19 protein-coding genes are annotated in these 18,948 nt (G+C 41.6%); 9 read left to right on the forward strand and 10 right to left on the reverse strand.

Features of this window, described 5'->3' with window-relative positions:
- Window positions 1-179: 179 nt before the first annotated feature.
- From F946_RS00250 to F946_RS00260, 3 genes are read right to left on the reverse strand one after another with little or no spacing between them, the layout of a single operon-like run.
- Entirely contained in the window at window positions 180-1,253 is a 1,074-nt protein-coding gene (locus F946_RS00250; RefSeq protein ID WP_004977820.1) for a DUF6670 family protein, read from the reverse strand.
- A 27-nt stretch (window positions 1,254-1,280) separates the two neighbouring features.
- A complete protein-coding gene (gene pssA / locus F946_RS00255; RefSeq protein ID WP_004977822.1) occupies window positions 1,281-2,111 on the reverse strand; it encodes a CDP-diacylglycerol--serine O-phosphatidyltransferase in 831 nt (276 codons plus the stop codon).
- Between the two features lie 43 nt (window positions 2,112-2,154).
- The gene (locus F946_RS00260; protein ID WP_004977823.1) at window positions 2,155-3,012 is read right to left on the reverse strand and encodes a 23S rRNA (adenine(2030)-N(6))-methyltransferase RlmJ; all 858 of its coding nucleotides are present in this window, start codon (window positions 3,010-3,012) and stop codon (window positions 2,155-2,157) included.
- A gap of 118 nt (window positions 3,013-3,130) precedes the next feature.
- Between F946_RS00260 and F946_RS00265 the strand changes: the two genes are divergently transcribed.
- Complete coding sequence (locus F946_RS00265) at window positions 3,131-3,733, forward strand: 2OG-Fe(II) oxygenase (protein ID WP_004977825.1); 603 nt, start codon at window positions 3,131-3,133, stop codon at window positions 3,731-3,733.
- A 72-nt stretch (window positions 3,734-3,805) separates the two neighbouring features.
- Window positions 3,806-4,333, forward strand: coding sequence for a hypothetical protein (locus F946_RS00270; RefSeq protein WP_004977826.1), 528 nt, complete (start codon window positions 3,806-3,808; stop codon window positions 4,331-4,333).
- Between the two features lie 85 nt (window positions 4,334-4,418).
- Here F946_RS00270 and F946_RS00275 read toward each other — a convergent pair whose 3' ends face one another.
- The 5 genes from F946_RS00275 to F946_RS00295 form a co-directional block, all read right to left on the reverse strand.
- Window positions 4,419-4,676, reverse strand: coding sequence for a DUF2789 family protein (locus tag F946_RS00275; RefSeq protein WP_004977832.1), 258 nt, complete (start codon window positions 4,674-4,676; stop codon window positions 4,419-4,421).
- Between the two features lie 105 nt (window positions 4,677-4,781).
- Window positions 4,782-5,042 (reverse strand): DUF2789 family protein, encoded by a 261-nt coding sequence (locus F946_RS00280; protein ID WP_004977834.1) that lies wholly within the window; start codon window positions 5,040-5,042, stop codon window positions 4,782-4,784.
- A gap of 173 nt (window positions 5,043-5,215) precedes the next feature.
- Window positions 5,216-6,202, reverse strand: coding sequence for a malate dehydrogenase (locus F946_RS00285; RefSeq protein ID WP_004691225.1), 987 nt, complete (start codon window positions 6,200-6,202; stop codon window positions 5,216-5,218).
- 169 nt (window positions 6,203-6,371) lie between these two features.
- Window positions 6,372-7,034 (reverse strand): ribonuclease T2 family protein, encoded by a 663-nt coding sequence (locus tag F946_RS00290; protein ID WP_004977836.1) that lies wholly within the window; start codon window positions 7,032-7,034, stop codon window positions 6,372-6,374.
- 18 nt (window positions 7,035-7,052) lie between these two features.
- A complete protein-coding gene (locus tag F946_RS00295) occupies window positions 7,053-9,020 on the reverse strand; it encodes a lytic transglycosylase domain-containing protein (protein ID WP_004977839.1) in 1,968 nt (655 codons plus the stop codon).
- 309 nt (window positions 9,021-9,329) lie between these two features.
- Between F946_RS00295 and miaB the strand changes: the two genes are divergently transcribed.
- The 4 genes from miaB to F946_RS00315 all read left to right on the forward strand — a co-directional run bounded on the left by miaB (window position 9,330) and on the right by F946_RS00315 (window position 12,951).
- The gene (gene miaB / locus F946_RS00300) at window positions 9,330-10,787 is read left to right on the forward strand and encodes a tRNA (N6-isopentenyl adenosine(37)-C2)-methylthiotransferase MiaB (RefSeq protein WP_004977842.1); all 1,458 of its coding nucleotides are present in this window, start codon (window positions 9,330-9,332) and stop codon (window positions 10,785-10,787) included.
- A gap of 38 nt (window positions 10,788-10,825) precedes the next feature.
- Window positions 10,826-11,902 carry a PhoH family protein gene (locus F946_RS00305; RefSeq protein WP_004977846.1) on the forward strand — a complete coding sequence of 359 codons (1,077 nt, stop codon included), beginning with the start codon at window positions 10,826-10,828 and terminating at the stop codon, window positions 11,900-11,902.
- A 57-nt stretch (window positions 11,903-11,959) separates the two neighbouring features.
- Complete coding sequence (gene ybeY / locus F946_RS00310) at window positions 11,960-12,439, forward strand: rRNA maturation RNase YbeY (protein ID WP_004977848.1); 480 nt, start codon at window positions 11,960-11,962, stop codon at window positions 12,437-12,439.
- Window positions 12,440-12,540: 101 nt separating this feature from the next.
- Entirely contained in the window at window positions 12,541-12,951 is a 411-nt protein-coding gene (locus tag F946_RS00315; RefSeq protein ID WP_004977849.1) for a hypothetical protein, read from the forward strand.
- A gap of 170 nt (window positions 12,952-13,121) precedes the next feature.
- On the opposite strand, the gene F946_RS00320 is transcribed toward F946_RS00315, so the two are convergent.
- Entirely contained in the window at window positions 13,122-15,266 is a 2,145-nt protein-coding gene (locus tag F946_RS00320; protein ID WP_004977852.1) for a TonB-dependent siderophore receptor, read from the reverse strand.
- 289 nt (window positions 15,267-15,555) lie between these two features.
- Entirely contained in the window at window positions 15,556-16,413 is an 858-nt protein-coding gene (locus F946_RS00325) for an energy transducer TonB (RefSeq protein WP_004977853.1), read from the reverse strand.
- A gap of 260 nt (window positions 16,414-16,673) precedes the next feature.
- On the opposite strand from F946_RS00325, the gene F946_RS00330 reads away from it, so the two are divergent.
- The 3 genes from F946_RS00330 (at window position 16,674) to F946_RS00340 (ending at window position 18,883) form a co-directional block, all read left to right on the forward strand.
- A complete protein-coding gene (locus F946_RS00330; protein ID WP_004977854.1) occupies window positions 16,674-17,351 on the forward strand; it encodes a hypothetical protein in 678 nt (225 codons plus the stop codon).
- Window positions 17,352-17,506: 155 nt separating this feature from the next.
- Window positions 17,507-18,217, forward strand: coding sequence for a DUF3108 domain-containing protein (locus F946_RS00335; RefSeq protein WP_004691241.1), 711 nt, complete (start codon window positions 17,507-17,509; stop codon window positions 18,215-18,217).
- 90 nt (window positions 18,218-18,307) lie between these two features.
- Window positions 18,308-18,883, forward strand: coding sequence for a xanthine phosphoribosyltransferase (locus F946_RS00340; RefSeq protein WP_004691243.1), 576 nt, complete (start codon window positions 18,308-18,310; stop codon window positions 18,881-18,883).
- The last annotated feature ends 65 nt before the right edge of the window (window positions 18,884-18,948 follow it).

Genomic DNA, 18,948 nt, shown 5'->3' on the forward strand with positions numbered 1-18,948 from the left:
AAGACTTCCAGATTCTACCGCTTGGGCTAAATCCTTGTTTCTCAACAAGTTTTAATCAACATCACCGCCGATGGATGTGCATTCTACAGCATTTCACATCCAACACAACCCCCTTCCCCTCAATTATTTATAAAAAAACCTCCACTTGTTTACTTATTCAGCAAAATGATGTTTTTTTCTTATTTCTTGAGTGAAAAGGGAACAATTTCTCCAATTTCATTTCGATTTTTTTCTTGTGATTTTTTTTCTTGCCACTTTAATGCACGACAATCCACATATTCACAATAACCACTTTCGCCCTGTTCCTCATAATTATCCATTTTGAGTTGATATTTAAAGCTACCTACATAACCCGCAGCCAAACCAAATTTAAAATCACCACGACTTTGAGCGTAAAGATGAATGTGATGTCCCTGCTCATCTTGATAATGCCATTCAAACTCTCGCGGTAAATACATTTTTTGCCCATTGGGAGTTTTCACAGCAGGATAAACACGATGAACTTGAAAGCGCACCATCCGATCAAACATATGGGTTTGTTGTTTTTGTAAATCACGTATATAGATACGTGACTGTACAATTCGATTAAACGAATCTCGAATTTGTTCTAACAATAACTGACGCTGATCTACTAGATTAATGACTTGATATGTGAAAAACGCTAAGGGTAAATAACTAAAGTCGATACTGCGCGCGTATTCAAAAGCTCCCAACTGGTCAATGTCAAAGCACTGTTCTTTATATTTAACTTCTCCCTGACATCGACACAATACAGACCAATGCTCAGCAAGACCAAAACGCAATTTGGTGAAATGTGAAATCAGCGGCGTTGTTGTAATTTCAATCTCAAAACTCAATTCTGTGTCTTTTCTTTGAATTTGAAACTTTGGGAACGCTCCCATGAGTTGTTCTTTGTTGGCAAATTTAAATGTTTTTTCTTGAAATGAACATTCCGCAGAAATTGAATAGCGGTTCAGTTGCCCAGCCATATGTGGGCTACTGCTGGCCAATACCGTAGCAGTATCTAAAGGTGTAGTTCTGATTGCACTATTATTGCGAAACATAGGCGTATTGGGCTGACCAATCATGCTCAAAAAATTTAAATAATGCAGTGGTGCAGGAAGATTGGGAATGGTTAAAGCTTGATGAATAATTTTATATTTTTTATTGGGCGGATGATAAGCAGGGAGTGACCGTGAAGGAGCCTGATTAAGTTGTTTAGACTGATCGAGAAAATCTTGAAACAACCACATATCATACTCCTTCTACATATCATTAACTCATGATGGGCTGTGCTGACGTCGTGCTAAAAACGTAGTAATAAAGCCAGATAATGCATAAATCAAGGAAATGACCAAAATACCGACAGGAATATTGTAAGTTATTGCAGCAAAAATAAAGACCGCGATAGGAAGGACAAAAAATGGTACTCGTTTACGATCTACCGTTTTAAATGAATAATATTTAATATTCGAAATCATGAGGAGCCCCACAGACACAATTACTGCTGCACTGATGGCTTGAATACCCCGCTCACGAATATCAAAAATTTCGGGGAAATCGAGTCCGACCCAAACCAATGAAATAATAATAATCGCAGCAAGTGGACTAGCTACACCAATAAAGTAACGCTTATCGACCACACCAATTTGCACATTAAAACGAGCTAGACGGAACGCAGCACAGGCAGTGTAGACAAAACAACACGCCAAACCTATGCGACCGAGCGAATCCAAACTCCAGCTATACATCAAAATAGCGGGTGCAACACCGAACGCCAATAGATCAGATAAAGAATCATACTGTTCACCAAAAGCACTCTGCGCACCAATGGCTCGTGCAACGCGACCGTCCAAGCCATCCAATAACGCTGCCAAGAAAATGGCATAAATCGCTTGCTGGAAGTTGCCATTCATACTGGCAATGATGGAATAAAAGCCTGACAACAACGCTGCCGTTGTAATCAGGTTCGGCCACAAATAAATACCTCGACGTTTTACTTTTTGACCTTCCTGTGTGTGCTCTTCTTCTTCCACCTCGAAAGTAATCCCATCAAAAGTAGGCGTACTGCGGGGTGAAGATTCACTTTCAGGTTTATTTATATTTGTCATTCTCTGTCGATCCTAATGTAGCCTTTTCTCTTATAGTCTATCTTTATTCGCCAACTAACCAACGAACAGCAGCATGACCACCATTTTCACTCATACGCAAATGTGGGAATAACCATTGTAGCGCTTCATCTGCATCTTCAGAAAACTTCCAAGGTGGGTTAATCACCAATAGACCACAACCGTTTAAGCCCACTGGAGTATCATCTGGCCAAACACATACTTCACAGATCAACTGACGACGAATACCGGTTTTAATCATTTTCTTTTCAAAACGGTCAATCATGGCGCGGTCTTTGATTGGATACCAAATTGCAAACACACCCGTTGGCCATTTTTTATATGCAGTCGCTATGAGATCAACCAATTGAGGGAAATCTTTACGCTCCACTTCGTAAGGTGGATCAATCATCACCAATCCGCGTTTTTCTTTGGGTGGAATAACACCAAATAGCCCTTCATATGCATCGCGCTCATGTAAGCCTGCGCGTTTATCACGAACGTTGTAATACAACTGTTGGAATACATCACGCTGCATTTCAAAAATGGTGGCTTTATCGATTTCGCGTATGCCTTCCAATGCAAACCACGGCGAACCTGGATAAGCGCCTTTACCTGAACCTTCACGCATTTTTTCAACAATTTTTAAATACTGCTGAACACCCTCAGGTGCATTACGTTTAATCGAGTCATCAAGTTTTACTAAACGGTGAATACCATTTAAAAACTCACCCGACTTTTGTGCTTCTGAAGTTGATAAATCATATTTACCAGCACCGCCATGCGTATCAATATAACGATACGGTTTATCTTTTTGATTGAGGCGAGTCAAAATCTGAAGCAAAAGGACATGCTTCATGACATCTGCAAAGTTACCTGCATGGAAGTGGTGACGGTAATTCATGTTTCTATCATTCCTAAAATCAATGAGTATTTTAGCATGAAAAATAGTTTCGTTCAGATTGCTTTCATACACTAGAATAACCGTGGCTTTTCTTTGTCTTTTTTAGGTTAATAATGTAATGGAAGCAGTTCTTCTCCCAAAGTATTGGAATGTTGATCAAATCCTAGATGATTTAGATCAACATGGTTTTGCCATCATTGATGACGCCTATTCTAATGACTATGTACATCAACTCATTGAAGAATGTACTTCGAACTTAAACCGCTTTCGTGAAGCCGCTATTCAAAACGGTGTCATCAGCAAGATCCGTAGTGATCACATTTTATGGCTCAATCCCGAGCTCGTTATTTCCAATCATCATGTTCAAGCCCTTTATAGTTTGGGCCAGGAACTAAATCGTGCCTTTTATCTTGGTATTCGAGACGTCGAAGCACATTTTGCTTGCTATAACGCTGGCGAGTTTTATGCCCTGCACCGTGATAATCCTCAAGGCAAAAATGGCCGCATGATTTCTACGGTTTATTATTTACACGAAGACTGGCAAGACGATTGGGGCGGTGAACTTCATCTGCAAGATAAAAATGATATTTGGCATGTGCTACAACCCCAACCGAATCGTATTGCATTGTTTCAAAGTGACTTACTGCATGAGGTCTTAGAAGCTAAACATCAACGTTTATCGATTACTGGATGGTTACGGAGTGACAGTACAATCCTGTGATTCAAGCAAAAAGACTTTAAATTGTAAAAAGTATCCTCATATACTGAACATCAATTGATGAGGATGTAACCGATGCGTGCAAGCAGTCAACAAATTATTCAGCGTATTGGTGAAACAGATCAACTCTACCTACAAGGCAATAGCCCTGAATTAGCCCTTGAGCGTGCTGATTTGCGCTTACAGTTAGTCACACTGAGCCAACTGCGCCAAGAGCAAGTCCACTTTTTACAAGAAGCGGTGGTATTACTTGAGCAAGGCCGAATTGAGTTTGAGGAAATGCCTCTGTCTTTGTACCTCAATTTGTCTTTGCACCTTGCAAAGGCTTATATGCTGTACTTTGAAATCACCAAAGAAGATCGCTTTGCTTTGATTACACAGCAAATTTTAAAACCGCTGACCAGCTATGGTCAGGGCGATATTTACCTGTTTTTGGCCTATGCTTCGGTCAGTCGAAAAGAGTCGGCATTGGCGCGACACTGGCTTGGTAAATATGCGAAAAGCACCGAGTTTGATTTCGTTTTACTGCGTGAACATGCCGCTTTTATTGACCTTCATCAAGAAGATTGGTTTATCAAGCTGATGCAAAGTAAATTGCACTAAAATCTACAAATAAAAAAACGCCTGAAATCAGGCGTTTTTTTATGGGTCAATTCCAGTATTCAAATGGCGGCGACATAAAATTAATTTAGGCAGTTTGAAGTTTATAAGCATCGAGGTGTAGCTGTTGATTGAGTTCATCAACCATAATCGCCCAATCATCATCTTGAACCAAATGACTGATTAATAGCGCACGTTGTGAGGAATTCCAAAACGGTGCATCGTGTAAAGATTGATGAGCAGGAAGTTGGTGCGTACGAATATACAACTCGATGGCAGCCGCACTATTGGCGAGTCCCAGTTGCGAAAATAAAAGCTCTAAGGATGGTTTATGTTGACTGAGCATCTCGGCCTCCTTATCAATACTATTGTCAATTATTATTGAATTAACTTATATGTATTTTCTAAAAAAACCTAGTCATAAAACTAGGTTTGTTGTTTCAATTTGTGATTATAAATGACACGAACCTGAAAGCGTATGTTCTGTATGCAATTGTTCATTTAACAGGTCAACCACCATTGCCCATTCATCATCTTTTTTCCAATTACTGATAATGAAGTCATGCTGTGCTTTTGACCAAAAGGATGCTTTATGCAATGGAACGTCTGAAGTCAGTTGGTGTGTTTCAATAAACTGATCGATTGCTTCTGCACTCGCATCAAGCCCCAATTGTTCAAATAAAAGTTCTAAAGTCGGTTGTTGGTCAAACATCATTGTTCTCCTCAAGCCCTGATCATGCCCTTTTAGAATAAACCGTTGGCCATCTATGCTCAGTTGTATCTACATCACAGCATGTTATTTTTTGTTCAATAAATACCCCATATAAAAAAGCACCCCAAATGGAGTGCTTTTTCAAAACAGATCTTGAACAGATCGGTTTTTAATTATTTAAGCATGTCAGCAATTGCTGCGCGCTCTTCTTCAAGTTCTTGAAGAGTTTTGTCCATACGCTCACGGCTGAACGCATCGATTTCTAGGCCTTCAACACGTGTGTATTCGCCATTTTCGCAAGTTACAGGAACGCCATACATTACGCCTTCAGGAATACCATAAGAACCGTCAGAAGGAATACCCATCGTTACCCATTCGCCATTTGTGCCAAGAGCCCAATCGCGCATATGGTCGATAGCAGCGTTCGCAGCTGAAGCAGCTGAAGACAAACCACGCGCTTCGATAATCGCAGCACCACGTTTACCAACAGTTGGAAGGAATACATTCGCGTTCCAGTCAGCATCGTTGATTTTGTCTTTTAAGCTTTCGCCGTTTACAGTTGCAAAACGGTAGTCAGCATACATCGTTGGAGAGTGGTTACCCCAAACAGTCATGTTTTTGATGTCTGCTACAGCAACACCCGCTTTTTGAGCAATTTGAGTCAACGCACGGTTGTGGTCAAGACGTAACATTGCTGTGAAGTTTTTCGCTGGAAGATCTGGAGCAGATTTCATTGCGATGTAAGCATTTGTATTTGCAGGGTTACCTACAACAAGCACTTTAACGTCACGGCTAGCAACTTCGTTTAGTGCTTGACCTTGACCGATGAAGATTTCACCGTTCACTTTCAATAAGTCAGCACGTTCCATACCAGGACCACGTGGACGTGAACCAACCAATAACGCGTAGTCAGCATCTTTAAATGCAACTTTTGGATCATCAGTACCGATCATGCCAGCCAATAATGGGAAAGCACAGTCGTCTAATTCCATCATTACGCCTTTAAGCGCAGCTTGAGCTTTCTCAAAAGGAACTTCTAACAATTGCAGAATAACTGGTTGGTCTTTACCTAACATTTCGCCACTAGCGATACGGAATAATAGGCTATAACCGATTTGACCAGCAGCGCCAGTAACGGCAACGCGAACAGGTTGCTTCATGTACTTATCTCCATTTGAGGAACGTTATATGATTAAATAGCTGTTCTATCTAATCTTAATAATCATAAACGGCAAAGATTGTACTCCAATACTTTGGCAGATGCATGTAAAAGAGAATGAATTCCAACAAAAGTATGATAGGAAATATAAATTAATTTAGGGAAAGAGATTAGTAAGAACCCTTGATCGCAAAAGAATTTGGGCAGTTTTCTTGTATATTCTCTGCACAGCCTTTGTACTGACCATTGGGTTTATAACAAACCTTGACTTCGGTCAAAATATTGGTTTGACGGTGAGTACGGCAGCTAAAACGTAACCCGCTTGCAGGCAGTCCGGGGTTCAAACGCTGAAACTGCCCTCGTAAGGTATTAAGTTGCGCAGTTTTATTTTCAGATGAAGTCAAATCTGCGGGAATTTTTAAACGTTCTGCATAATTAATCACGTTACGAAAATATTGACTGGCACTCATCGGCACACACCCCCCAATCTCTGCCCACAACTGGCGACGCGCATGTTCATCGGGCATGACTCTCGCCACCACTTTGGCCTGAAGTGGTGACAGCACTGCTGAGGAGTTGGTCTGACACTCTCGTGTCGTGGTTTCAGGGTACAAACCTGTGATATTGAGTGAATAGCCTTCCAAACATTTCCGTTTCTTTGAGCCTTGGCTATCGAACAAACACACGGCGGGTGTCATTTGAACTTCCATCACATATCCAAACACGGTTGGTGTTGCATGGGCTGATGTCGCAAAAAATCCCATAGCAATGCCGCTGCTGATCAACAGCAGAAGCTTTTGCGTTAAGACTGATTGGAACGACATCAAAACCATAAAATGTCTATGCCTGTATTATTGACTTCTAAAAGGAATATTTTGCATGCGCTGGGTGATCGACTGTGGTCCCTGTCCAAGCAGAACACCATAATGTGTCGCATTACTCATGACATGCTTGACGTAATCGCGAGTTTCAGTCAGAGGAATACTTTCTGTGTATTGATCCGCCGAAATCGGCTGATTTTCAGGCTGCCAACGGCGCGCACGATTTGGCCCTGCGTTATAACCTGCTGTGGCAAGTACAGGACTGTTGCTTAATTGGCTTTGAATCATGGACAAGTAAAATGTGCCATAACGAACATTGGTATTCATATCACTCAGTGCAGCAGGATTATAGGTTTCACCCATTTGTCTAGCGACCAGTTTTGCCGTATCCGGCATGATTTGCATCAAACCACCTGCCCCGACATGCGAGCGAGCATGGGTAACAAATCGGCTTTCTTGGCGCATTAACCCATACGCCCATGCAGGATCTATGCCTGCATTGCGACTATGGCTGACCACATAGCTTTGATGCGGCATGGCATAACGATAACTGTAGTTATGCTGCTTGACGGTTCGATCGGCTGCATAGATCGCTCGGTCATACCATCCCATTTCTGTTGCACGTTTGGCAGCAGCCAAAATTAAGCCATCATCTTGTTTTAAATAAGCTTGTCGAACTGCCCAGTTCCACTCACGGTTGACATAATTGTCTGGCGCATTGACGTTGCGCAGTGCGAAAGCGCGGCTAAAGTGAATATCTTGACTCAAACGCTGTGCATCCGTATTGCTCGGTTGGGTATTTGCTGGAATCGTTTGATAACGCTGACCAATACGATCTTTTGCCAATAAGTTATGATAATCGTCACCTACTGACAATTTTTTGAAGATCTCGCGCGCCAGTGCTTTTGATTTTGCATCACCACGTTGTTCTGAAGCACGGGCTAACCAATATTGCCAGCGATCTTCTTGTTTCTGCGTCACACTCATGCCATCAATGGCACGAATGACACTCTCCCATGCGCCGAAGCGAATGGCTTGGCGTGCATAAATTTCAGCTTCTTCTTCACTCAGTGCTAAACCATAGCTCCGATCGAAAGCTTGCAACACTTCGACATTAAAATTATTTTTCATGACGGTTGTACCACCGATATACCCCACGGCTCGGTACAACGCTTTTTGCACCGACTCAGGTGTCCCCTCAGCAGCACGCTTTACCGACGCCAGTGCAGTATTTAGATCACTGTCGGCTAAGCGCCCAATGGCATAAATTAAATACGCTTGATCTGCCGCCGACGCTTTCGGTGCGGACCAGAGATAGTTCAGCGGATCGGCTTGAATGCTATTCAGCTGGGCCAAAGACAGATTCATGCCAATGGTTTGTGCAGTTGCAATCGCTTGACCTGACTGCCCTGCACGTAGCTGCGCCCATAAACGTTGTTGTTTGTCTTGTTCCGTCATCAATGGACTAGACAACATCATGCGCCCTAGCCCCGTACAAGACTCAGGCTGTGAATTGGTCGTGAGCCAAACATCTTTATATTCAGCAAAAACCAAAGGGTCGCCAGACTTGGCACGGACTTGTGCTATAGCACAGCTTTCTGCGCGATCTGCATTGGACACATAGGCCAATACTGGCTGCGCGGAAGCAAAGTCGGCCATTTTGACTTTTTCTTCGATGTAATCTGCTGCTAACTTCTCAGCCATGGCAGATTGCGGATAGCGCTGTGTAAAATTGACAATGTTCGCCGCAGGTTGCAACGCCAAATTACTGTTAAGTACCCAATATTCAGGATAATAGCCCAGCACATCACCCTGCATACTGCTTTGATATTGTTGTAATAAACCAACATTGCCAGCATTTGCTGCACGCAAGGCATCGTTAAACTGTTCATCTGCGGCATGTGTCGCTGCAGATAGACCCAAGGCAGCCACACCCAACGCAAACACTTGATAATATTTATTCTGTAATCGTTTTAACATGGGTTTGCCTTCAGTCATCTTTGGATTGCCTAGTCTCGTCTCATCATTTTCATTAGTTTAATAACTCATAACAGACTCTATTGTTCTCTTATGTAACCTTATGATTAGACAATATTAATTTTCCTGCATTTTCACTTCACAAATCAATCTTTTTAGCTTCAGATTTAAAGCTATAAGTTTATTCAGATTTCCTGCTAAAATATGCGCCTTTCGTAGATTTCACATGGTGTTTGATCGTCCTTTTTTGTCGCCAGCCAAGCTCTGCTTTCGCCGCCACAGATACCGATCAGACACAAAAACCTAGATTTATCCCCCTTAGGAGCCTACATGACGGTTCAAACCTTCATTCCAAATAGTGCCCAAGCTGCCTCAGAAAACACTGTTACCCAGCCACAGCACACCCCAGCCATCGATGGATCAGTTAAAAAACTGTATATCGAAACGCAAGGGTGTCAGATGAATGAGTATGACAGTCACCGTATGGCAGACTTACTTGGCGACTCGCACGGTTATGTGCTGACCCAAGATCCGAAAGAAGCTGATATTCTACTCATGAATACCTGCTCGATTCGTGAAAAAGCCCAAGAAAAAGTGTTCTCTGAATTGGGTCGCTGGCGCAAGCTGAAAGACAAAAATCCAGACCTGATCATTGGTGTCGGTGGTTGTGTGGCCTCTCAAGAAGGTGACAACATTCAAAAACGTGCCAACTATGTTGACATGATTTTTGGCCCGCAAACCTTGCACCGTTTGCCGCAAATGCTGGATCAGCACTTTGATCAAATCGAAAAACCCAAGAAAGAAAAAATCAAATTGGTGGATATTTCTTTCCCTGATATTGAAAAATTCGACTTTTTACCTGAACCACGTGTAGAAGGTTACAAGGCTTTTGTTTCAATTATGGAAGGTTGTTCAAAATATTGTTCATTCTGTGTGGTGCCCTACACCCGTGGTGAAGAAGTTTCTCGCCCGCTGGATGATGTTTTAGCTGAAATTGCGACCTTAGCCGAAAAAGGCGTCCGTGAGATTTCTTTGCTCGGTCAAAACGTCAATGGTTACCGCGGTGAAACATTCGAAGGCGATATTTGTACTTTTGCAGACTTATTGCGTCTGGTAGCAGAAATTCCGGGGATTGGACGTTTACGCTACACCACCTCACATCCGCTTGAATTTAATGATGACTTGATTGAATGTTACCGTGACCTCCCACAAATGGTATCGCATTTACATTTACCTGTACAAAGCGGCTCAAACGATGTTCTGCAAGCCATGAAACGTAACCACACCATTGATGTGTATATCGACAAAATTGCCAAATTACGCAAAGTCCGTCCAGATATGCATTTATCCAGTGACTTCATCATTGGATTCCCGGGCGAAACCGATGCACACTTTGAAGAAACCTATCAATTCATCAAAGATATGGACTTCGACCATTCCTACAGTTTTGTTTATTCAAAACGTCCAGGTACACCTGCGTCTGATCTTGAAGACACCACCTCTGAAGAGGTGAAAAAAGAGCGTCTCAGTAAAGTTCAAAAATGGATCAAACGCTCCAGTATTGACAAGACCGATGCCATGCTCGGCACCATTCAACGCGTTTTGGTCGAGAAAGTTTCGGATAAAGATCCAAACTTACTGATTGGTACGGCGGATAACACTCGTTATGTGAGTTTTATTGGTGATGCAGCATGGGTCGGACGTTTCGCTGAAATCGAAGTGACAGAGATTAAAACTTTGAATTTTGTTTATGGTGAACTCTTGAATCTTGAGCCTGACGTGGCGTAATGTAAGGGAATAGATTCTGACTACTTAAAGGAATTCTCTTGACTGCAGCGATTCGACGTACAGTAACTTTTCCTGGGGTTTCAATAGAACGTTTAAAGAGCATGCTCGGTGCTTATAACGGTCATTTGAAACAAATCGAACAGCGTTTAGATGTCACTATTTCCCATCGAGGTGATGCATTTTATGTCGATGGTGAAATGGATGCAGTTGAGAGAGCCGAAGGTCTGCTCCATCGCCTGCATGAAGAAGCGGAAAATACGGCACAAATCAGTGCCGACACCTTACACCTCATGATTCAAGGCAGTCAGACTGACCGTGAATTGCAAGAAGACCTCGACGGGCAAGAGCACACTGGTTTAGATGAAGTGTGGCTCCAAACCCGTAAAGGTCGTATCAATCCACGTGGTGCCAACCAAAAGCGTTATGTGCAGCGTATTCTACAAAGCGATATTTCTTTTGGTATTGGACCTGCGGGTACAGGTAAAACCTATCTCGCAGTTGCAGCCGCAGTCGATATGCTAGAACGCAATGAAATTCAACGAATTTTATTAGTTCGCCCTGCCGTTGAAGCAGGTGAAAAACTTGGTTTCCTACCGGGTGATTTAAGCCAGAAAATTGATCCCTATTTGCGTCCACTCTACGACGCCTTGTATGAAATGCTTGGCTTTGAAAAAGTGGCCAAACTGATTGAACGTCAAGTGATTGAAGTGGCACCACTGGCTTATATGCGTGGTCGAACTTTAAACCACTCTTTCGTGATTTTAGACGAAGCACAAAACACAACGCCTGAACAAATGAAAATGTTCCTCACACGCTTAGGCTTTGGTTCGCGCGCAGTGATTACAGGCGATATCACACAGGTCGACTTACCGCGTGGTCAGCAATCTGGTCTGGCGCATGCTTTACGCATCATCGACAAAATCAAAGAAATTCACATTACCCGCTTCCACTCTCGTGATGTAGTACGTCACCAATTAGTGCAAAAAATTGTTGAAGCTTATGAGGGATGGGATGCAGAACAACATCGCTTAACTGCTGAAGCGCGTGCTGAACGCAAAGCGCGTCAAGAGGCCTTAGTGGCTGAAAATGATGCCGCTGCCGATGCTCAGCATTAAGTTAAAGTCTGCGGGCATTTTAAAATGCCCGCAGATATCATTATTTAAGGATCTATTTTGAAACTGAGTCTTTCTCTACAACAGGACTTTCAAGCACCTGAGTTGGTCTTGAAACGTGGCTATATCAAAAAAGTTGTAGAAACTGTTTTACGTCATATTGGCACACAGACTAACTGTGAAATTGGCATTGCTTGTGTCGACCATGACGAAAGTCATAAATTGAATTTGGAATATCGCGGCAAAGATAAATCAACCAATGTGTTGTCTTTCCCGAGCGACTTACCCGATGAAATGGCGCAAATTCTTGACTCATTTCCTATTGGTGATTTGGTCATTTGCATTCCTGTGGTGCTGTTGGAAGCGAAAGAACAAAACAAAGCGCCACTGACGCATTTCACTCATATGTTGGTACATGGCACTTTGCACCTCATGGGCTATGACCATGAAACGTCAGAAGCAGATGCTGAAGAAATGGAAGGTATCGAAATTGAAATTTTGGCTAAACTCGGTTTTGAAAATCCTTATTTAGAACAATAGCTATTAGATCTGAAACAACTCACCCGATTCATCTCGATGTGTCGGGTTTATTTATGCTAAAAATAATACAAGATGAAAAAATAGATGAAGAGATTATAAAAATGCATACACCAATTTCAAAACTACTCTGCATTATCACCCTATCTTGCACTACACCACTTTATGCCAAGAGCAATGATAAAAATCAAACATCCTGTCAAGAAGTGAAGTTTCAAGACACTGCTCAGGCGTGGGCTGGACATTATTATTTGCAGGGTGTTATGGAGGTCGGTTCCGAGCTTTTACTAGAGACCAACGGTAAATTTAAATGGTACTTAGCTGTCGGCTCTTTAGATCAATATGCTGAGGGGACATGGTGGAAAAATGGCAACTGCATTGGTTTAAAGGCACTGCCGAAATATAGCAAGCATTTAGAAATCTTTCCTAGCCGCCTAGATGTGGAAGAGTCTCATTTAACTGTGACTTGGATCGGTGGGCGTCAAGACGGGGCCTATGTCCGCGCAACCCAATAAACTGAGCGAACCCAAATAGCATAACAACTTAAAACCAATATACGGCCATTTAAGTCTGAAAATGAGAACATGCTTACTCAAGTCAAGATAGCATGTGAATAAGCCGAGACTTATCCACATTTTAATAAAAAACGGCTATTAATAAGCTGTTTCTGTATTTCTCAAGATTTTTAGAATTGATAGCGGAAAGTTAGCGTTGCATTACGTGGTGCACCATATACCATACTATTTTTACCTAAGCCTTCGTAATATTTCTCATCAAACAAATTGTTCACATTCAGTTGAAGTTTAATATTTTGATCAACTTGATAAGCTGCCATCAAGTTCGCCAACACATAGGCATCTTGCGTAATGCGCCCCGCAGCCTCATCTTTATATGCCTCGCTCTTATAGTTTAAGCCACCACCTAAACTCCATTTATCGAGTGTATATTTGGTAAATAGATTGGCTGAAGTTCTCGCAGCAGTCGTTTGTACTTTTTTGCCATTCGCATCTTCGGCATTAAAATGAGCGACACCAAAACTCATGTCCCAGTTATTGGTAATTTTACCATCTAGTTCTATTTCAAACCCTTTACTCTCTACACTATCTGTACTGCTATAGACATCTTTGAATTCATCGCCAATCTTAATTGATCCAATTTTCTCAGCCACATTATCTTGCTGGGTTAAAAATACCGACATTGATGCATTAAGTTGTTTGTCAAAAAACTCTCCCTTCAAGCCCGTTTCATAGCTTTTACCTTCACGTGGGTCAAGATATTGCTGATTCGCGTCTTGCTTATTTTCTGGTTTAAAAATCTCGGTATAACTTGCATACCATGAGTAATCTTCTAAGAAGTCGTAAATCAATCCTGCGTATGGCGTCACTTTATTATTATATTTACGATTGCCATTGCCATCCTCACTTTCATACTCCCAGTTAGATACACGTACACCTGTTACTAACTTTAAAGGCTCTAACAAAGTGAACTTACCTGCTAGATAAGCCCCTGTTTGCGTGGTTTTATTAGATGGATTTGCGACATTATTATTAATGGATCCAATAATTTTTGATGGCGTAAAATTATTAAAATCAATCGTTCCATTATCTAAAGTTGGTGATCCATAATAACGGTCAGTCAGCTCACTTTGGTTATACATAAATCCAGCAACAACCTCTTGCTGTAGGCCACCCAAAGTGAAAGGTGCAGAAATATAAACATCTGCATTATTTTGCGTAGTCTTTGAAGTATCTGTGTATGGATATAACCCGCCACTGCTATTGGTTGCTTTATCTACAGATTCGGACCACAGATATAATAATGCTGTCTCTGCATCAATTTCGCGGTAATCATAATTAACATTCAACGTAATATCATTAAATAACTTCTGCTTAAACTGGGCAAATGCTGTAGTTGTATTGGTATTCCAATAGGTCCAATCACTGGTTACCGTTAAATCACGATCAAAATCTGTTAGCGAACCATCATTATAAAATGCAGGTACCCCCCCCCATTTAATGCCTGAACGATCAAGTTCCTGATAACTTGCACCAACTGACACATATGTGCTATCGGTCAGATCTGCATCAAGCACGCCATAAAATAAATTATTTTCTTTTTCGTACAAATCTGCGAAAGAGTCTGTGCTTTCATGTTTAACAACAACTCGCCCACGCACAGTACCATCCGCATTTAAAGGTGCAGAAATATCTGCCATGCTATTCCATGCATTCCACGAACCATAAGAGCTGCTTAATGTCCCCGTTAACTCTTTTGCATTGGCATGTTTACGCACCATGTTAATCGCAATCGAGGGATTACCCGCACCTGTCATTAGCCCATTAGCGCCTTTCACCAATTCCACACGATCATACATACTCAGGTCTGGATCACTTGCAATGTCCAATTCAGACGAACTCGGAACACCATCAAATAAATAGTAATCCACATCAAACCCACGTGCTGTCGGATATTGACGTTCATCCCAGCGATTGGTAGTGACTCCTGTCACGCTGTTCAACATATCTTGGAAAGAATTAATATTTGCATCATCTAAATACTCGCGGGTTAAAACTTTAACCGACTGCGGTGTTTCACGAAGCGACAAATTTAATTTGGTCGAAGTACTTGCACTCTTAGCCGTATAACTCTTTGTTCCTTCTGTTACGGCTGGATTCTCTTCCTCAGCCTGAACAGTGATGGTTTCAAGCTGGGTGCTTTCATTGTCTATTGCTGCTGCAGATACCAACGTCGGGAGAAATACCGTTGCTGCCGCCATAGCCAACATCAGTGGGCTAACTTTGAAGCGATTTAACGTTGGAGAGTTGTACATAAAACTATGTCCTTATAACAGGGATCGAATATTTAAAGGCATGCACGCTCTCACCCCATCGCTTCGCTATAAAGAAAGATGTCTCAATGCTTAAAAATATTTAACAAAAAATACACCGCAAATGATAATTATTTTTATTATCAATTCAAGTTTTAAGAAGTAAACCTAATTTGTTGTTTTTTATTGTTTAAAATAATTAAAAACCAAAACAAATAAATAACATGTTGTTTTTTAAAATTTTATTAAATTTAAATTAATTATAATAATTTTACGTAAAAAAGTGCACAGCTCAGTGCACTTCAAACTCTGCCTCTGCTGGATCAAAACGCCATGTACGCACAATGCGTAACTCAGAAATATCCTTCATTTTGGCATCAAATCCACCAAATGGTGCAGCTTTACGTACCGAGGCTTTTGCAGCCTCATCGAGCATCTCATGGCCTGAACTATCAATCAGGCGAATGGCGCGGATACCTCCTGATGCATTTAGAATCACCATTAAACGCACTTCACCCGCCAGCCGCTGCTGTTTAGCTGCTTCTGGGTAGTAACGGTTGCCATAAAACTCGACTTTCTGACGGAACTTTTCAAGATAGGCAGCCGAAATATCTTGCTTGGCTTGAATACCATCGACTGTTTTAATTTTTTGCTGACGGCTAAAGTTTTGTTGGCGTTGTAAATATTGCGCTTCAAGGCTGGCCACCATTGCTGCTTTGGCTTGAAACTGACTGTTCATTTCGTCCATGGCTTTTTTGCGCTGATTATCCTCAGCTTGTTTTTGCCAGCTTAAAGTCGTCATCAACAGTTTTTCTTCAAAATTCAGCTCACGTTTTTGTTGGATCTGCTCTAAAGTCTCGCGCTGCTGTTCCCCTGTACTTTGCTCAAGCATCGGTGCGGGCATGTCACTCGACATGCGATGTGACTCACGAAAGGTCCCTGAACCTTGTTGATCGGCCTGCGCTAAAAAATCTGCATTTTCAATTTTTTTATCTGAAGGACGCAAAGTAACGGCAATTTCTTTCACTGCCGCATCATTTTCTTGAGGCATCGCAAATTGCAAAGTCAAAATCACGAGATGCAAAAATACCGCCAGTACGACGGTCGCTGTAAAAATTGGGTCTTTCCACCAATCATGAGCCAAAGGCATTACATTTATTTTTCTAAGCATCACACCAAACCGACAATTTGTCTTGTTCCCCAAAGCGCATACGCGCAGTATAAAATAGACACAGTCTTCATTTTATTGCGTAGAATGAGACCTTGTGCCCTTTAGATTCACTGTTTCGTAAAATCATGAAAATGGTGCAATTAATTTTGCTAAACTGCAAGGTTCATGAGCAGTATTTTTCAAACATTTCGACCAGAGATCTGATCGCTCAAACACGTTGATTAGCTAGGACGCCTCTTATGCAAACGCTTATTTCCAACATTTCAAATCGTTTACGCCAAGTTTATCAAAAGGCGGAAGGATTTATTGAGGATGAGCGCGAGTTTCCAATGTCTCAAGTCTTTTTAAATGCCACTTTTCAGCGTTTTGTGACCGACAACGTGAGAATGTTGAAAGACCTGCATGCCGACTTACATGATGATTGGTTACGCTTATATGCCACGCTCGACTATAACGGGCTCAAACTCACGCTTTCGGTAGATTTGAAACTGGCACAAATGGAGTTAAATAAAAAAACGCAGTTGATCGTATTTGAGCAAATCAGTGACACCAGTGTGCTGGATGCTGAATACCCAACGGTATTTCATAAAATGGGTGTGCGCTGTGCCCTATTCTTTTATCAAAAAGTCCTGAACCAAGACCCCTTAGGCATGATTTTAGAAAAACTAAATGTGATTAAAGTCAAAGATGATCTACTGCATTTGGATCTGAATCGCTGGTTAGGAAAAAATCGTTCTATTATCGATACCTTAGGTAAAGTCCATGTCAATCATGCCGTATTGCGTGAAGCAGAATTGGTGGTGATCGGTAATGTCAACTTAACGGCATTGTTCAATAAGTTTTCGCAAACCTCTATCGATGACTTGATTGAACCCAATCTAGACGAAAGCACGGTCTCGCCAATTCGACAAAAATAACTCGGGATGCTGCGACTAAAATGTGACTTAAGGTGGGTAAAAGAAACATAAAACTACAGTTTGCCCTATGTTTCGAATTTTTTCTTCATAATCAACGTGCATAATATTTCTATGCAAAAAATTTGTGCCTACAACTGAATAGGAAACTTTTTCTTATGGCTAAATCAATGTTGAAAACAGTCGCAATGGCAACAGGTGTCAGCACCTTGCTCTTTGTCGGTTTCTCAAGTCAAACCTTTGCCATGAGTCCATTCCAGGCCAGTTATCAATTTAACTATAATGGCAAAAACATGGGCTCAGCGACGCGTACGTTATCGAAATCGGGCAACAACTGGAACTATGTCTTTGCAGCCAAAGCTGGTGGTATCGCCTCTGCAACCGAAAGTAGTCGCTTTAGTTTTAATGGTAAACAAATTCAGTCCAGCAGCTTTAGCCGTAGTAGTAAAATTTTGGTGCATAACAACACCATGAGTATTAACTTCAATCCAGCGGCAAAAACCATCAATACCAAGAAAGACAAAGAAACGCGTTCTTTCGCTTGGAAAGCTGGCGTACTGGATGAACTGAATGCTGAATTACAACTTCGTGAAGACATCAAAAATGGTGGTTTAAAATCGACTTATTATTTGGCCGATGCCAAAGAAGTCGAAGCACGTAAATTTGTGAAGCAAGGTTCTGAGTCAATCAAAACCGATTATGGGACCTTTGACACCATTAAAGTGGTCATGAAACATGACAAACCTGGCCGCGAAACCATTTTCTGGTTAGCACCTAAATTGGACTACCTTCCAGTCAAAGTCAGCCATGTGGATAAGAAAACATCCTATGGATTGCTATTAACGGGTTATAAAGGTGCAAGCAATTAGTCATTTTGACGAATTTTACTTGCATTTTTTCAGGTGCTTCCTAAAATACGCTTTTGCTTGAAAAAGCACCTGCCCCTAGAGGATTCTCCCGTGTACGCACTAGAACAGAAAATCTTAAGCGAAGGTATCGTTCTATCTGATGAAGTTCTGAAAGTTGATGCTTTCTTAAACCACCAAATTGATCCGGTTATGATGCAATTAATCGGTAAAGAATTTGCTGCTCGTTTTAAAGATGCAGGCATCACTAAAATCATCACGATTGAAGCATCAGGTATCGCACCTGCAATCATGGCAGGTTTAGAACTGGGCGTGCCCGTTATTTTTGCGCGTAAATACCAATCTTTAACCTTAAAAGATGACCTTTACCGCTCAAAAGTCTTTTCGTTTACCAAACAAACCGAAAGCACGATTGCAATTTCAAATAAGCACATCAGCTCAGCAGACAAAGCCCTCGTGATTGATGACTTCTTGGCCAATGGTCAAGCGGCATTGGGTCTGATTGACTTAATTCACCAAGCGAAAGCAGAAGTTGTTGGTGTGGGTATTGTGATTGAAAAATCATTCCAACCTGGTCGTGACATTTTGCTTGAAAAAGGCTACCGCGTTGAATCTTTGGCACGCGTAAAGTCATTGGCAAATGGTACTGTTGAATTTGTTCGTGACTAATCACGGCGTTTAACTGCAAAAAAGAGCACTTCAGGTGCTCTTTTTTTGTCACTCAGATGACCCGC

The sequence above is a fragment of the Acinetobacter johnsonii ANC 3681 genome (genome assembly GCF_000368805.1).
GTDB classification, from domain to species: domain Bacteria; phylum Pseudomonadota; class Gammaproteobacteria; order Pseudomonadales; family Moraxellaceae; genus Acinetobacter; species Acinetobacter johnsonii.

What these genes read in the sequence shown, in the direction of transcription:
- F946_RS00250 (WP_004977820.1), bottom strand. Translation starts at nt 1,253, where the DNA reads ATGTGGTTGTTTCAAGATTTTCTCGATCAGTCTAAACAACTTAATCAG.
- pssA (WP_004977822.1), bottom strand. Translation starts at nt 2,111, where the DNA reads ATGACAAATATAAATAAACCTGAAAGTGAATCTTCACCCCGCAGTACG.
- F946_RS00260 (WP_004977823.1), bottom strand. Translation starts at nt 3,012, where the DNA reads ATGAATTACCGTCACCACTTCCATGCAGGTAACTTTGCAGATGTCATG.
- F946_RS00265 (WP_004977825.1), top strand. Translation starts at nt 3,131, where the DNA reads ATGGAAGCAGTTCTTCTCCCAAAGTATTGGAATGTTGATCAAATCCTA.
- F946_RS00270 (WP_004977826.1), top strand. Translation starts at nt 3,806, where the DNA reads ATGCGTGCAAGCAGTCAACAAATTATTCAGCGTATTGGTGAAACAGAT.
- F946_RS00275 (WP_004977832.1), bottom strand. Translation starts at nt 4,676, where the DNA reads ATGCTCAGTCAACATAAACCATCCTTAGAGCTTTTATTTTCGCAACTG.
- F946_RS00280 (WP_004977834.1), bottom strand. Translation starts at nt 5,042, where the DNA reads ATGTTTGACCAACAACCGACTTTAGAACTTTTATTTGAACAATTGGGG.
- F946_RS00285 (WP_004691225.1), bottom strand. Translation starts at nt 6,202, where the DNA reads ATGAAGCAACCTGTTCGCGTTGCCGTTACTGGCGCTGCTGGTCAAATC.
- F946_RS00290 (WP_004977836.1), bottom strand. Translation starts at nt 7,034, where the DNA reads ATGGTTTTGATGTCGTTCCAATCAGTCTTAACGCAAAAGCTTCTGCTG.
- F946_RS00295 (WP_004977839.1), bottom strand. Translation starts at nt 9,020, where the DNA reads ATGACTGAAGGCAAACCCATGTTAAAACGATTACAGAATAAATATTAT.
- miaB (WP_004977842.1), top strand. Translation starts at nt 9,330, where the DNA reads ATGACGGTTCAAACCTTCATTCCAAATAGTGCCCAAGCTGCCTCAGAA.
- F946_RS00315 (WP_004977849.1), top strand. Translation starts at nt 12,541, where the DNA reads ATGCATACACCAATTTCAAAACTACTCTGCATTATCACCCTATCTTGC.
- F946_RS00320 (WP_004977852.1), bottom strand. Translation starts at nt 15,266, where the DNA reads ATGTACAACTCTCCAACGTTAAATCGCTTCAAAGTTAGCCCACTGATG.
- F946_RS00325 (WP_004977853.1), bottom strand. Translation starts at nt 16,413, where the DNA reads ATGCCTTTGGCTCATGATTGGTGGAAAGACCCAATTTTTACAGCGACC.
- F946_RS00330 (WP_004977854.1), top strand. Translation starts at nt 16,674, where the DNA reads ATGCAAACGCTTATTTCCAACATTTCAAATCGTTTACGCCAAGTTTAT.
- F946_RS00335 (WP_004691241.1), top strand. Translation starts at nt 17,507, where the DNA reads ATGGCTAAATCAATGTTGAAAACAGTCGCAATGGCAACAGGTGTCAGC.